This is a genomic window from Streptomyces sp. NPDC043680 (genome assembly GCF_056436685.1).
Map to the genome: position 1 here is coordinate 7,112 of NZ_JBWKCE010000010.1, position 13,752 is coordinate 20,863.

Genomic DNA, 13,752 nt, shown 5'->3' on the forward strand with positions numbered 1-13,752 from the left:
TATGGGGACCCGCTGCCCGCCCCGCGCCGTGTGGGGACCAGACGCTTTCGGAGCTCCTGTGGGCCCTGGGGCCCCGGCGGGGGGGCCTTGGGGCCGACTGCTGTCCTGCGTGCCTACTCGGCGTCCTCCGCCTTGATGCCCAGTCCCGGGAGGAGTCCCGGGAGGAGCGGCGGCAGGGTGATGTCCGGCTGCGGTACGGCCGGGGAGGCCGCGGGGGCCGGGGTCCCCTGGCTCCCGGGCGGCTGCAGCAGGTCTCCCGCGCCGCCCAGCAGGCCGCCGGGCGCCGTGGAGGGCTTGCCTCCGGTCGCCGGGGGCGGGGTGGCGCTGGCCGACGGCGCGCCCGCAGCGGGAGCGGACTGCTGCGTGGCGGCGGGAGCGCTCGGCTTGGCCGGCGTACCCCCCGGACTGCGGGTCTGCTCCGGCGGCTTGGGCAGCAGGCCCTGCAGGGGCGCCACGTCTTCGTCTATGGCCTGGAAGACCGACTCGACCTCTCCGCCCACATCGGTGAGCTGCGCCGGGAGCTTCTCCCGGAGCCGGCCCCAGGCGTCGCGGTGCGAGCGGGAGAACGTGGACAGCGTCTGGATCGGGCCGAGCGAGCCGTCCCGTTCGTACGCGGCCTGGAGCAGGCGGTGGCCCTCGGCCGCGTCGTGGCTCATGCCCGCGAGGGCCCGGCGGATGGCGCCCAGCGACTCGTGGTCGAGTACGCCGGTCCGGCCGCGCTCCATCAGCCTGCGGGCCTCCGACAGCCGGTTCGATGCCTGGTCGAGATAGAGCTCGCCCCGGTCCGCGTCCTCGTCGGCCATCCCGAGCTTCAGGTCCTCCATGCCCCGCTTGATGGGGTAGAGGGAGTCACCCGGCAGGGCGTCCGTGCTGGCAGCGGCCACGCCGCTGAAGGCCCCCGCGGCCACACCTACGGTGAGGCCGCCCGCTGCGATGCCCTTGGACCAGCGGGAGCGGGGCCGCAATTTCCGGAGCGAAGTCGCCCGGTGGGCGCCGCGGCCGGTCCGCTGCTCGGGCACCTGAGGGTCCGCAGCAGCACCGCCCCCGGCCCTTTCTTCCCTCACCATGGCCTCCATGGCGGCCACGAGCTGCGCTCGCTGCACCACTTTGACCTCGGGGTCCAGCACCGGGCGCGGCATTCTTTCGCCGAGCACGCTCGCCAGGGCCAACAGCCGGTCGTGGTCGGCAGATTCGGCAGGTGCCTCGGACTGCTCGGCCGCCGAGTCCGGTTCCGAAGGGTCGGACAGGGTCCGATCCTCCAGGGCCTGGGCGAAGGCGTTCGCCCGCCGGTGCGGAGTCACGTTCGCGATCACTGGCGGCACCTCCTCTCGTCATGACGATCGACTCCCCAAGGTGTCCGGAAGGTTGCCTTCCTTGAGCACATCCACACTTTCGAGTGAGCGGCTTCGGGCAGGGCGTGTCCACAGGGAGCCTGCATTCCGCACAACGAGCGGCGCGGCACTTGGGTTACGGACGAAGGATGATCGGACCACAGCGTCATCGAGGGGTCACCGGTTGTGGATGAGGGGAAGAGACGGGAGGTGTGGGGGAGGGGTGTCGGGGCCGGCGGTGGGCCAGTGGGAGCGGGTCAGCGGGCGTCGTCCGGGAGCAGGCGGGCCAGGGTGCGCACCGCCCGGTACTGGAGCGTCTTGATGGCGCCCTCGTTCTTCCCCATCACCCGTGCGGTCTCGGCGACCGACAGGCCCTGGAGGAAGCGCAGGGTCACGCACTCCTGCTGTTGGGGATTGAGCTTGCGTACGGCTTCCAGCAGGGCGGCGTTGGAGAGGGACTCCAGGACCGAGTCCTCGGGTGACCGTTCCACCTCGTTCGCGTCCAGCATTTCGCCCGTGGTCACTTCCAGGCGGAACCGGCTCGACTTGAAGTGGTCGGCCACCAGGTTGCGGGCGATCGTCACGAGCCAGGCGCCGAAGTCGCGGCCCTGCCACGTGAAGGTGGAGATGCGGCGCAGCGCGCGCAGGAAGGTCTCGCTGGTGAGGTCCTCCGCCGTCGCCTTGCCGCCCACGCGGTAGTAGATGTAGCGGTAGACCGTGTCGCTGTACTGGTCGTACAGCCGGCCGAAGGCCTCGGCCTCGCCGGCCTGCGCGCGCTCGACCAGGTCCATCATGCGGGCCTGGTCGCTGTCCGCGGTGGGGCGGCGGGCGGCGGGCGCGCTCGTGCCGGTGGCCGTGGCGCTTCCGCCTCCCCCGGTACGACCGCGTCTGCCCACCGTCGCTCCGCCGTCGGTCAGGGCGTAGCAAGGTCCGGCCGGGCCGAGGCCGGCAGGGACCGCGGCGGCGAAGGCGGGTACGGCGTACGCGGTGGGGACGAAGCCGCGCAGGTGGTCGAGGACCGTTGCGCGCAGCGTAGCCAGGCCCGAGGCGTCAACCCCGACAGGTGGGTACACGGGACTCCCAGAGGCAGAGCTTCCATCACGTGCAGTGCGGAACCGTTCACCCGTCGTGGCGACAGATGGGCGGTGGCATGCGTTTGAGGAGAATAACGCTTCGTACAGGCGGCGCTACACCCAGTTGCTCAAATCACCGGTTACGACACTTCTGTTGCGTGTCGAAGGCATATTCGGTCGCGGTTGGTGATCGATTCTTGATCGGTTGGGTGCGCGGAATGGACGCTTCCACGCTGGCTCGCGACCGAGTGGAGCAGACGTGCGGGCCGTCCGGGCAGCGGACGGGGCTCGGGGAAGGTCCGCCGGGGCGAGCGGCCGGGGGCGGGGCGGCGCAGGTCGGCGCGGCCCGGACCGCTGCGGTGCAGGCGGCGGCCGGAGGAGGGGTGGAGGGGCTACTTGCGGCGGCGGTGCAGCGCGATGGCGGCGGCCGCGCCGCCGGCGATCGCGCCGACCCCGGCGGCGGCCGGGACGCCGACCTTCACGGCCTTGCGGCCGGTGCGATAGTCGCGCAGCCGCCAGTCGTGGGCGCGGGCATGCTTGCGCAGTTTTGTGTCGGGATTGATCGCGTACGGATGCCCGACCAGCGACAGCATCGGAATGTCGTTGTGCGAATCGGAGTACGCCGCGCAGTGTTCGAGGTCCAGGCCCTCGGCGGCGGCCAGGGCGCGGACCGCCTCGGCCTTCGCGGGACCGTGCAGCGGCTCGCCGACGAGGCGCCCGGTATAGATGCCGTCCACCGACTCGGCGACGGTGCCGAGCGCACCGGTCAGGCCGAGGCGGCGGGCGATGATCGTGGCCGTCTCGACGGGGGCGGCGGTGACGAGCCAGACCTTCTGGCCGGCGTCGAGGTGGGCCTGGGCCAGGGCGCGGGTGCCGGGCCAGATCCGCTCGGCCATGTACTCGTCGTAGATCTCCTCGCCGATGGCCATGAGTTCGGAGACCTTGTGGCCCTTGACGATGGACAGGGCGCTGTCGCGGGCGTCCTGCATGTGCTCGGGGTCCTCGACGCCGGCGAGCCGGAACCAGGCCTGCTGCCAGGCGAAGCGGGCGAGTTCGCGGCGGTCGAAGAACTCGCGCTTGTACAGGCCGCGGCCGAAGTGGAAGATCGCGGCGCCCTGCATGACGGTGTTGTCGAGGTCGAAGAAGGCGGCGGCGAGGTCGTCGCCTGCGACCGGGAACTCCGGTTCGGCGGGCGGCTGCGGCTGCGGTGCCGGCTCCTCCGCCTCCAGGCGCTGCGCGGTCTTGCGGGCTGCCTCGGCGGAGGCCTCGCCTGCGAGCACGCTCCGCGCGGTGGCGGAGCGCCTACGGGGGGTGAGCCATCCCAGAGCGGCCATGACGCGAGCATAGCCACTGTGTTCGGGAGTTCCCGCACGGACGGGGGTGCCACCGCGTTAACTCTTCGGGGCGCGGGTGTGACGTGGCGGCGCGGGAGAATGGGGGCATGAGTCCTCTGCTGCGTCGTAAGGAAAAGAAGCGTCCCGGCGAGCGCATGGTCACGCTCGTGGGGAAGCCGGGGTGTCATCTGTGCGAGGACGCGGAGGCGGTGATCGAGGCGGTCTGCGCCGAGGTGGGCGCGCCGTGGGAGAAGAAGGACATCACGCAGGACGCGGAGCTGTACCGCCTGTACTGGGAGCAGATCCCTGTAGTCCTGGTGGACGGCGAGCAGCACACCTTCTGGAGGGTGAACCCGGACCGGCTCAGGCGGGCATTGGAGGGCTGACCGCCCGGGCGGTTACCATCGTGGGCGTTTTGTGGGGTCTCGGGGGCGTATTGATGAGGAGTGTGTACCGTTTTGCCCCCCTCGGGATTTGAACGGGTTCGGCGTGTTGCGGGTTCCCGCCCCGCATACCCATACCGCGTGACCCCGGTCACTTTGCGCGGACAAAGCGGACACAATCTTTGTGCACGCGTTCACAAAGACATAGCCTGCTTTCGACGGGGCGGTCTTGGGACAAGTGACCGCCTGCAGCCCCGCTCATCCCGCAGGAGCATCGTGGCAACTGGCCGAACTCACCGACCGGCGACCCGCAGCCGAGGTATTCCCGAGGCCACTGTCGCCCGGCTTCCGCTGTACTTGCGCGCACTCACCGCGCTCTCCGAGCGATCGGTGCCCACGGTGTCCTCGGAGGAGCTCGCGGCGGCCGCCGGAGTCAACTCCGCCAAGCTGCGCAAGGACTTCTCGTACCTCGGTTCGTACGGTACGCGCGGCGTCGGCTACGACGTCGAGTACCTCGTCTACCAGATCTCCCGTGAACTCGGCCTGACCCAGGACTGGCCGGTCGTCATCGTCGGCATCGGCAACCTCGGCGCGGCCCTCGCCAACTACGGCGGCTTCGCCTCCCGCGGCTTCCGCGTCGCGGCCCTGATCGACGCCGACCCGGCGATGGCCGGCAAGCCGGTCGCCGGCATGCCCGTCCAGCACACCGACGACCTTGAGAAGATCATCGAGGAGAACGGTGTCTCGATCGGCGTCATCGCGACGCCGGCCGGGGCGGCCCAGCAGGTCAGCGAGCGGCTCATCGCCGCCGGTGTCACCTCCATCCTGAACTTCGCGCCGACCGTCCTGTCCGTGCCGGACGGCGTCGACGTGCGCAAGGTCGACCTGTCGATCGAGCTGCAGATCCTGGCCTTCCACGAGCAGCGCAAGGCCGGCGAGGAAGCCGCGACGGCCGACGAGGCCGTCGCCCCCGCCGCGGCCGCCGTCCCGCCCGCTGCCGCCGCCGCGGCGGCCGCGCAGACCGCCGCCGTGCGCAAGGCCGGCCCCGAGGGCGACGTCCCGGCGGTGATGCCGGCATGAGCCTGCTGGTCGTAGGGCTGAGCCACCGCAGCGCCCCCGTGAGCGTGCTGGAGCGGGCCTCCCTGTCCGCCGACGCCAAGGTGAAGCTGCTGCACGACACCCTCGCCGCCGAGCCGGCGACGGAGGCGGCGGTGCTCGCCACGTGCAACCGCATCGAGCTGTACGCGGACGTGGACAAGTTCCACGCCGGTGTGGCCGAGCTGTCGACGCTGCTCGCCCAGCACAGCGGGGTGGCGCTGGAAGAGCTCACCCCCTATCTGTACGTGCACTACGAGGACCGGGCCGTGCACCACCTCTTCTCGGTGGCGTGCGGGCTGGACTCGATGGTGATCGGCGAGGGCCAGATCCTCGGCCAGATCAAGGACGCGCTGGCCCTGGGGCAGGAGCTCCACACGGCGGGCCGGCTGATCAACGACCTCTTCCAGCAGGCGCTGCGGGTCGGCAAGCGGGCGCACTCCGAGACCGGGATCGACCGGGCCGGGCAGTCGCTGGTGACCTTCGGGCTGGAGCAGCTCACCGCCGGGCGGGAACCGGTCGACGTGTGGGCCGCCGGCAAGCGGGCGCTGGTGATCGGCGCCGGGTCGATGTCCTCGCTGGCCGCCGCCACGCTGGCGCGGGTCGGCGTCGCCGAGATCGTCGTCGCCAACCGGACCGCGGAGCGGGCGGAGCGTTTGGCCGAGATTCTGGTTGCCTCAGGCACTGGGGTGACGGCGCGCGCCGTGCCCATGGCCGCGGTCGCGGACGAGCTGACACGTGCCGACGTGGTGGTGTCCTGCACGGGCGCCACCGGACTGGTGCTGACGGCGGAGGACGTGGCCAAGGCCGTGTCCGCCGCCCCCGCCGGGCTCGTCCCCGCCGCGGACCCCGCGCCGCAGCCCCGGCCGTCGGCCGGAGCGGGTACGCCGCAGGCCCTCGGACTCGACCCGGAGGTCGTGGCCCGGCTCGCGGCCGCCGCCCGGGCGGGCGGGCGGCTCGTGGACGCCGGAGCCGCGCGGGTCATCACCGCCGGAGCCGAGCGCGACGGGTGCCCCGTCGAGGTGCCGGCCGGGGACGGGCGTTCCGCGCTGACCGGGGTCGACGCCAACTCCCTCGAACTGCACGGCACCTGGGCCGACCAGGGCGAAGCGGCCGCGCAGCGGCAGCCCCGCAGGGGCGCCCGCAGCCAGGTCGACGCGGCCCCCGTGCGCCTCGCCCTGCTGGACCTCGCCATGCCGCGCGACATCGACGCCGCCGTGCACCGCATCCCCGGCGTACGGCTCGTCGACATCGAATCGCTCGCCGAGGCCTCGGCCGACGCGCCGATGGCGGCCGACGTGGACGCCGTGCGCGTCATCGTCACCGAAGAGGTGGCGGCCTTCGGCGCGGCCCAGCGGGCCGCCCACATCACGCCGACCGTCGTCGCCCTGCGCGCGATGGCCGCCGAGGTCGTCGCCATGGAAGTGGCACGGCTCGACGGACGACTGCCGGACCTGGACGATCGCCAGCGCGCCGAGGTCACCCAGACCGTACGACGCGTCGTCGACAAGCTCCTCCACGCGCCGACCGTGCGCGTCAAGCAGCTCGCGAGCGAACCCGGCGGCGCCGGCTACGCCGAGGCGCTGCGCGAACTCTTCGACCTCGACCCGCAGACGGTGGCCTCCGTCAGCAGGGCCGACGCCGACCCGGCCGGCCAGGCCGAACAGAACCACGACTCAGGACGGGCATCATGAATCCACGTCTCGACCAGCCCCTCCGGCTCGGCACGCGACGCAGCAAGCTGGCCATGTCCCAGTCCGGCCATGTCGCCGACGCGGTACGGACGCTCACCGGCCGGCCCGTCGAGCTCGTGGAGATCACGACCTACGGCGACGTCTCCCGGGAGAACCTCGCGCAGATCGGCGGCACCGGCGTCTTCGTCACCGCCCTGCGCGACGCGCTCCTGCGCGGCGAGGTCGACTTCGCCGTCCACTCGCTGAAGGACCTGCCGACCGCGCAGCCCGAGGAACTCGTCATCGCGGCCATGCCGCGGCGCGAGGACCCGCGCGACGCCCTCGTCGCCCGCGACGGCCTGACCTTCGAGCAGCTGCCCGACGGAGCGCGGATCGGTACCGGTTCGCCGCGCCGGACGGCACAGCTCAACCACTACGCGCACGCCCTCGGCAAGCGCATCGAGACCGTCGCCATTCGGGGGAATGTCGACACCCGCATCGGGTTCGTCCGCGACGGAGAGCTGGACGCCGTCGTGCTCGCCGCCGCGGGACTGAACCGGATCGGCCGCAGCGCGGAGGTGACCGACTACCTGTCGGTCGACAATGTGCTGCCGGCCCCCGGCCAGGGAGCCCTGGCGGTCGAGTGCCTCGCGTCCGACGCGGAGCTCGTCGCCGCGCTCGGCGAGCTCGACGACCCGGTCACCCGGGCCGCCGTGACCGCGGAGCGTTCCCTGCTCGCCGCCCTGGAGGCCGGCTGCAGTGCACCCGTGGGCGCACTCGCCGACCTGCTGGCCGACGGGCAGATTGTCAATGAAATGCGCCTGCGCGGCGTCGTCGGAACCCTCGACGGCTCGACGCTCGTGCAGCTGTCCACCACCGGTCCCGTGCCCCAGTCGTACGACGAGGCCATGGCGCTCGGCCGCGAACTCGCGGACGAGATGCTGGCCAAGGGCGCGGCCGGTCTGATGGGGGAGCGATCGCTTTGAACCCCTCACGTCCGACCACCTCCGCCTGTCCGGCCGTCGCCGCCCACGGACACGTCACCTTCCTCGGTGCCGGCCCCGGCGACCCGGGTCTGCTGACGCTGCGCGCCGTCGAGGCGCTCGGCGCCGCCGACGTGCTCATCGCGGAGCCCGACGTGCTCGACGTCGTGCGCACACATGCACGCACGGGCGTCGACACGCCACAGCTGACGATCGCTGACGAAGCGTCAGCGGCCGCCGGGCTGCCGGTGATCCGGGATGCGGCCAATCTTGTCATGGAGGCTGCGCGCTCCGGCAGGCGGGTCGTCCGAGCCGTCATCGGAGACCCCGGACTCGACGGCAACGCGGCCGCCGAGATGCTCGCCTGCGCCACCGAAGGCATCCCCTTCGAGGTGGTGCCCGGCGTCGCGACCGCCGTCGGCGTGCCCGCGTACGCCGGTGTGCCCCTGCGCGGCGAGGGGGGCACGGACGTACGGTTCGTGGACGCCCGCAACGCCTCGCAGCGCTGCTGGAGCGAGGTCGGCGCCAGCGACGGCACCGTCGTCGTCTCCGCGACCCTGGAGACGGTGCCGGGCGCCGCCGCCGAGCTGGTGGCCGCCGGGCGCAAGCCCGAGACCCCGCTCACGGTGACGGTGGCCGGTACGACGACCCGCCAGCGCACGTGGAACGCCACCCTCGGCACCATCGCCCAGGTCTTCAAGCAGGGGAAGGTGCTCCCCTCGCCCGAGGGCGCCCGCCCGGTGATAGCCGTGGTCGGTGAGCAGGGCGCCGCCGCGCGCCGCGAGGAGCTGGCCTGGTTCGAGTCGAAGCCGCTGTTCGGCTGGCGGGTCCTCGTACCGCGCACCAAGGAGCAGGCCGCTTCGCTCTCCGACCAGCTGCGTTCGTACGGTGCGGTGCCGCACGAGGTGCCGACCATCGCCGTGGAGCCCCCGCGCACCCCGCAGCAGATGGAGCGGGCCGTGAAGGGGCTCGTCACCGGACGCTACGAGTGGATCGCCTTCACCTCGGTGAACGCGGTCAAGGCCGTACGCGAGAAGTTCGAGGAGTACGGGCTCGACGCCCGAGCCTTCGCCGGGATCAAGGTCGCGGCGGTGGGCGAGCAGACCGCGGCCGCGCTGGTCGAGTTCGGTGTGAAGCCGGACCTGGTCCCCAGCGGGGAGCAGTCGGCCGCCGGACTGCTGGAGGACTGGCCGCCGTACGACCCCGTCTTCGACCCGATCGACCGCGTCTTCCTGCCACGCGCCGACATCGCGACGGAGACGCTGGTCGCGGGCCTGATAGAGCTCGGGTGGGAGGTCGACGACGTCACCGCCTACCGGACCGTGCGCGCGTCGCCGCCGCCCGCGGACACCCGCGAGGCGATCAAGGGCGGCGGCTTCGACGCCGTGCTCTTCACGTCGAGCTCCACGGTGCGCAACCTGGTCGGCATCGCCGGCAAGCCGCACAACGTCACCGTGATCGCCTGCATCGGGCCGGCGACCGCCAAGACGGCGGAGGAGCACGGGCTGCGCGTGGACGTGCTGTCGCCGGAGCCCAGCGTGAGCAAGCTCGCCGAAGCCCTCGCCGAGTACGGCGCGGCACGCCGCGAGGCGGCCAAGGAGGCCGGCGAGTCGGTCTCCCGGCCGAGCGAGCGCCGGCCGGGGGCGCGGAGGCGTCGTACGACCTGACGGGCGCCGGCTCCGGCGGTACCGCCAGGCGGTCGCCGAGGACGGGAACGGAGTGGGGCCCGGGTGCTGAGCGCCCGGGCTCTACGCTTGTGGCGACTGCTGTCGATGCTCGAAGAGGCGACTAGAAGATGAGCACGTACGGATCCTTCCCCGGCTCGCGGCCCCGCCGGCTGCGCACGACCCCGGCGATGCGGCGGATGGTCGCGGAGACCCGGCTGCACCCCTCGGACCTGATCCTCCCGGCCTTCGTACGGGAGGGCATCAGCGAGCCCCTGGCCATCTCGGCGATGCCGGGCGTGGTCCAGCACACCCGGGACACGCTGCGCAAGGCCGCCGTCGAGGCCGTCGAGGCGGGCGTGGCGGGGATCATGCTGTTCGGGGTCCCGGCGGACGAGAACAAGGACGCGCTGGGCACCGCGGGCACCGAGCCGGACGGGATCCTGCAGGTCGCCATCCGCGATGTGAAGGCGGAGGTCGGCGACGACCTGGTGATCATGTCCGACCTGTGCCTGGACGAGTACACCGACCACGGCCACTGCGGCGTCCTGGACGAGCACGGCCGCGTCGACAACGACGCGACGCTGGAACGGTACGCGGAGATGGCCCAGGTCCAGGCGGACGCGGGCGTCCACGTGGTCGGGCCGAGCGGGATGATGGACGGCCAGGTCGGCGTCATCCGCGACGCGCTGGACGAGACGGGCCACGAGGACGTGTCGATCCTCGCCTATACGGCGAAGTACTCGTCCGCGTTCTACGGTCCGTTCCGGGAGGCCGTCGCCTCCTCGCTGCAGGGCGACCGCAAGACGTACCAGCAGGACCCGGCGAACGCGCGCGAGTCGCTGAAGGAGCTCGCCCTCGACCTGGAGGAGGGCGCGGACATGGTGATGGTCAAGCCGGCCGGCCCCTACCTGGACATCCTGTACCGGGTCGCGCAGGCCGTGGACGTCCCCGTGGCGGCGTACCAGATCAGCGGCGAGTTCGCGATGATCGAGGCGGCGGCGGAGAAGGGCTGGATCGAGCGCGACCGGGCCATCCTGGAGACCCTGCTGGGCATCAAGCGGGCCGGCGCGGACACGATCCTCACGTACTGGGCGACCGAGGTCGCGGGCTGGCTGCGCGAGACGCGCTGACGAGGCCCCGTCAGCGCAGCGGCCACACGCGGGCGGCACCGGGGGGCGGCCCGGTGCGCCAGCACCGCCAACAGACGAGGGCCCACGCAAGAGCCCTGGTCCGCACTCCGGCCCGAGGCCACCGTCTTGCCCGCTGCGCTCTGCCCATGGGGGGAGCGTAGGGACGGACGGGGGTGGGGGCAGAGGGGGCGAGGGGGAGTTCGTCAGCTCGCGGCGGCGTCAGCTCGGCCAGTCGACGAGTGCAGCGAACACGAGGTAGTCCAGCACCACGGCGGCCGGGGCGAACAGCGCGAGCACGACGCGCCGGGCGGCGTTCCGCCGCTGCCAGGGCAGCGCCCAGCAGGCCACCAGCAGGACCAGGACGACCAGCAGGCCGGCGGTGAAGGTGGGGAAGGCGACCTCGTAGGAGGCGTCGAACCGGTCAGCGACGTCGCCGTTGCAGGAGTCGCAGGCCATGGGCGACAACCCGACGATGAAGAACGCGACGAGGGCCGCCGGCAGCGTCACCAGGGTGGACACGAGCGGCGCGATGAAGGCGCGGCGGTGGGGGGCGTGGGGGGAGTCGGGCGAGTCGGGCGAGTTGGGTGATTCGGGCGAGGTGTCCGGGGCGGGGTGCTCGTTCATGGACCGTAGTCAACTGCGGCGGTGGGCGGAGCACATGAGCGCAGATACTCACGTCGGGGCGGCTTCGGGGGGCGGGGGCTGAGTACGGGGGATGGGCGGGGCGGGGTTCGGGTGCGGGCATCCCGCTTTTCCGAAGCCCCCTCCCGCCCCCGCCCCCGCTCGCGTTAGCCGTCCCCTCGGCGCACCCTGGAGTCAGGGTGACCCCCCCTGGAGGTGATGCACCATGTCCACACTGGTCGGGTGGCACGTGGAGCTGGAGTTCAGCGAGGAAGGCCACCGCACCAGTGCGGCGGCCCTGGTCAGGCTCGGTGACGGCTCCGAGATCAAGGGACGCGGCTACGCCATGCGTCATCCCTCCGACCCGGAGCAGTTGAGGGTCGGCGAGGAGATCGCGGGGGCTCGTGCGCTCATGGATCTCTCCACCCAGCTGTTGGAGAAGGCCCACTCCGAGATCGACGAGGTGACGGGCCGGCACTCCTACCCGCTGAACCAGTGAACGCCTGAACCCACTCCCCTGAACCCAACGGGGCGGCCCCGTCTCCCGGGCCGGGAGACGGGGCCGCCCCTGTGAAACAGGCGGGGTCAGAGCTTCTCGGGGGTGCGGATACCCAGCAGGGACATGCCCTTGCTGAGGGTGCGGGCCGTCAGGTCGCACAGGAAGAGGCGGTTCTCGCCCACGACCAGCTCCGGTTCCGGCTTCACGACCGGGCACTGGTCGTAGAACGTCGTATAGAGGGAGGCCAGCTGGTAGAGGTACGCGGCCAGCTTGTGCGGGGCGTGCTCGGCGGCCGCCTCGGCGAGCAGCTCGCCGAAGGCGTCCAGGTGCAGGCCCAGCGCCCGCTCGGCCGGCGCCAAGGCCAGCTCCGGGTGCGCGACCGGCTTGCGGTCTCCGGCGTTGCGCAGGATCGACTTGATCCGGGCGTACGCGTACTGGAGGTACACGGACGTGTCGCCGTTCAGCGAGACCATCTGGTCCAGGTCGAACTTGTAGTCGCGCGCGGCGGAGGTGGACAGGTCCGCGTACTTGACGGCGCCGATGCCCACGTACCGCCCGTTGTCGACGATCTCCTCCTCGGTCAGGCCCACCTTCTCGGCCTTCTCCCGGACCACCGCGGTCGCCCGCTCCACGGCCTCGTCCAGCAGATCCACCAGCCGCACCGTCTCGCCCTCGCGGGTCTTGAACGGCTTGCCGTCCTTGCCGAGGACAGTGCCGAAGGCCAGCTGGACCGCCTGGACGTCCTCGCCCAGCCAGCCGGCGCGGCGGGCGGTCTCGAAGACCATCTTGAAGTGGAGGGACTGGCGGGCGTCGACCACGTAGATCAGGGTGTCCGCGCCGAGCTTGCCGACGCGGTCGCGGATCGCGGACAGGTCGGTCGCCGCGTAGCCGAAGCCGCCGTCGGACTTCTGGACGATCAGCGGGGTCGGGTTGCCGTCCGGGCCCTTGTACTCGTCGAAGAACACGCACAGCGCGCCGTTGGAGCGGACGGCGACGCCCGACTCCTCCAGCAGCTTGCAGGTCTCGGCCAGCATGTCGTTGTAGCCGGACTCGCCGACGACGTCGGGGTCCTGGATGTCCATGTCCAGCTTGTTGAAGACGGAGTAGAAGTAGATCTTCGACTCGTCGACGAACCGCTGCCACAGCGCCAGCGTCTCGGCGTCGCCCGCCTGCAGGTCGACGACCCGCGCCCGCGCCCGCGTCTTGAACTCCTCGTTCGAGTCGAACAGCGCGCGCGAGGCCTTGTAGAGGCGGTTCAGATTCGACATGGCCTCCTCGCCGGAGACCTCCGCGTCGCCGTCGGCCTTGTGGTCCAGCTCGTGCGGGTGCTCGATCAGGTACTGGATGAGCATGCCGAACTGGGTGCCCCAGTCGCCGATGTGGTGGCGGCGGATGACCTTCTCGCCGGTGAACTCCAGGATCTCCACCATCGCCGCGCCGATGACCGCCGAGCGCAGGTGGCCGACGTGCATCTCCTTCGCGACGTTCGGCTGCGCGTAGTCGATCACCGTCGTGCCCGCGTTCGCCGCGTACGGCACGCCGAGGCGGTCGTCGCCGGCCCGGGCGGCCAGGGTCTCGATGATCGCCCGGTCGGAGACCGTGATGTTGAGGAAGCCGGGGCCCGAGACCTCGATCTCCCGGATCACGTCGGACGCGCCGCCGGTCGGGATGCCCTCGACGACCGTCGTGGCGAGTTCCCGCGGGTTGGCCTTCGCCTTCTTCGCCAGCGCCAGGATGCCGTTGGCCTGGAAGTCGGCCCGGTCGCTACGTCGCAGCAGGGGGTCGGCGGCACCGGCCTCCGGCAGGGCGGAGGCGAGGGCGTCCGCGACGCGCTGGTTGACGGAGGAAGCGAGGGAATGGACCGAGGCCATGAGCTGCCGTTCCTGTGAGGTTGTGCCCGGAGGCGCGCTTGGGTTTTCCGACAAGCCCCGAGTATCCCACGCGGGGGCTGTCCGCAGTCCGG

At 72.0% G+C, this 13,752-nt stretch carries 12 protein-coding genes; 7 read left to right on the top strand and 5 right to left on the bottom strand.

Annotation, left to right across the window (positions count from 1 at the left end):
- Positions 1–113 precede the first annotated feature (113 nt).
- The 3 genes from AC0666_RS20770 to AC0666_RS20780 all read right to left on the bottom strand — a co-directional run bounded on the left by AC0666_RS20770 (position 114) and on the right by AC0666_RS20780 (position 3,738).
- The gene (locus AC0666_RS20770) at positions 114–1,313 is read right to left on the bottom strand and encodes a DUF5667 domain-containing protein (protein WP_478708104.1); all 1,200 of its coding nucleotides are present in this window, start codon (positions 1,311–1,313) and stop codon (positions 114–116) included.
- Positions 1,314–1,588: 275 nt separating this feature from the next.
- On the bottom strand, positions 1,589–2,404 hold the full coding sequence (locus AC0666_RS20775; RefSeq protein WP_361725773.1) for an ECF subfamily RNA polymerase sigma factor, BldN family: 816 nt from the start codon (positions 2,402–2,404) through the stop codon (positions 1,589–1,591).
- A gap of 392 nt (positions 2,405–2,796) precedes the next feature.
- Positions 2,797–3,738 carry an HAD family hydrolase gene (locus AC0666_RS20780; RefSeq protein WP_468962617.1) on the bottom strand — a complete coding sequence of 314 codons (942 nt, stop codon included), beginning with the start codon at positions 3,736–3,738 and terminating at the stop codon, positions 2,797–2,799.
- A 107-nt stretch (positions 3,739–3,845) separates the two neighbouring features.
- Here AC0666_RS20780 and AC0666_RS20785 point away from each other — a divergent pair, with 107 nt between their 5' ends.
- From AC0666_RS20785 to hemB, 6 genes are all read left to right on the top strand, one after another.
- Complete coding sequence (locus AC0666_RS20785) at positions 3,846–4,124, top strand: glutaredoxin family protein (protein ID WP_361725768.1); 279 nt, start codon at positions 3,846–3,848, stop codon at positions 4,122–4,124.
- A 273-nt stretch (positions 4,125–4,397) separates the two neighbouring features.
- Positions 4,398–5,201: a redox-sensing transcriptional repressor Rex gene (locus tag AC0666_RS20790; protein WP_468962621.1), complete on the top strand. Its 804-nt coding sequence runs from the start codon at positions 4,398–4,400 to the stop codon at positions 5,199–5,201.
- On the top strand, positions 5,198–6,910 hold the full coding sequence (locus AC0666_RS20795; RefSeq protein WP_468962623.1) for a glutamyl-tRNA reductase: 1,713 nt from the start codon (positions 5,198–5,200) through the stop codon (positions 6,908–6,910). The genes AC0666_RS20790 and AC0666_RS20795 overlap by 4 nt, the downstream gene beginning before the upstream one ends.
- Positions 6,907–7,875, top strand: coding sequence for a hydroxymethylbilane synthase (gene hemC / locus AC0666_RS20800; RefSeq protein ID WP_468585095.1), 969 nt, complete (start codon positions 6,907–6,909; stop codon positions 7,873–7,875). Before AC0666_RS20795 ends, hemC begins: the two co-directional genes overlap by 4 nt.
- Positions 7,872–9,539, top strand: a complete 1,668-nt coding sequence (locus AC0666_RS20805) for a bifunctional uroporphyrinogen-III C-methyltransferase/uroporphyrinogen-III synthase (protein ID WP_468962626.1) — start codon at positions 7,872–7,874, stop codon at positions 9,537–9,539. The genes hemC and AC0666_RS20805 overlap by 4 nt, the downstream gene beginning before the upstream one ends.
- A 128-nt stretch (positions 9,540–9,667) precedes the next feature.
- Positions 9,668–10,669: a porphobilinogen synthase gene (gene hemB, locus AC0666_RS20810; protein ID WP_468962629.1), complete on the top strand. Its 1,002-nt coding sequence runs from the start codon at positions 9,668–9,670 to the stop codon at positions 10,667–10,669.
- A gap of 219 nt (positions 10,670–10,888) precedes the next feature.
- Here hemB and AC0666_RS20815 read toward each other — a convergent pair whose 3' ends face one another.
- Positions 10,889–11,293 carry a hypothetical protein gene (locus tag AC0666_RS20815; RefSeq protein ID WP_478708105.1) on the bottom strand — a complete coding sequence of 135 codons (405 nt, stop codon included), beginning with the start codon at positions 11,291–11,293 and terminating at the stop codon, positions 10,889–10,891.
- 223 nt (positions 11,294–11,516) lie between these two features.
- Here AC0666_RS20815 and AC0666_RS20820 point away from each other — a divergent pair, with 223 nt between their 5' ends.
- Positions 11,517–11,789 carry a DUF1876 domain-containing protein gene (locus AC0666_RS20820; protein ID WP_468585088.1) on the top strand — a complete coding sequence of 91 codons (273 nt, stop codon included), beginning with the start codon at positions 11,517–11,519 and terminating at the stop codon, positions 11,787–11,789.
- Positions 11,790–11,875: 86 nt separating this feature from the next.
- On the opposite strand, the gene argS is transcribed toward AC0666_RS20820, so the two are convergent.
- A complete protein-coding gene (gene argS, locus AC0666_RS20825) occupies positions 11,876–13,660 on the bottom strand; it encodes an arginine--tRNA ligase (protein WP_478708106.1) in 1,785 nt (594 codons plus the stop codon).
- Positions 13,661–13,752 lie beyond the last annotated feature (92 nt).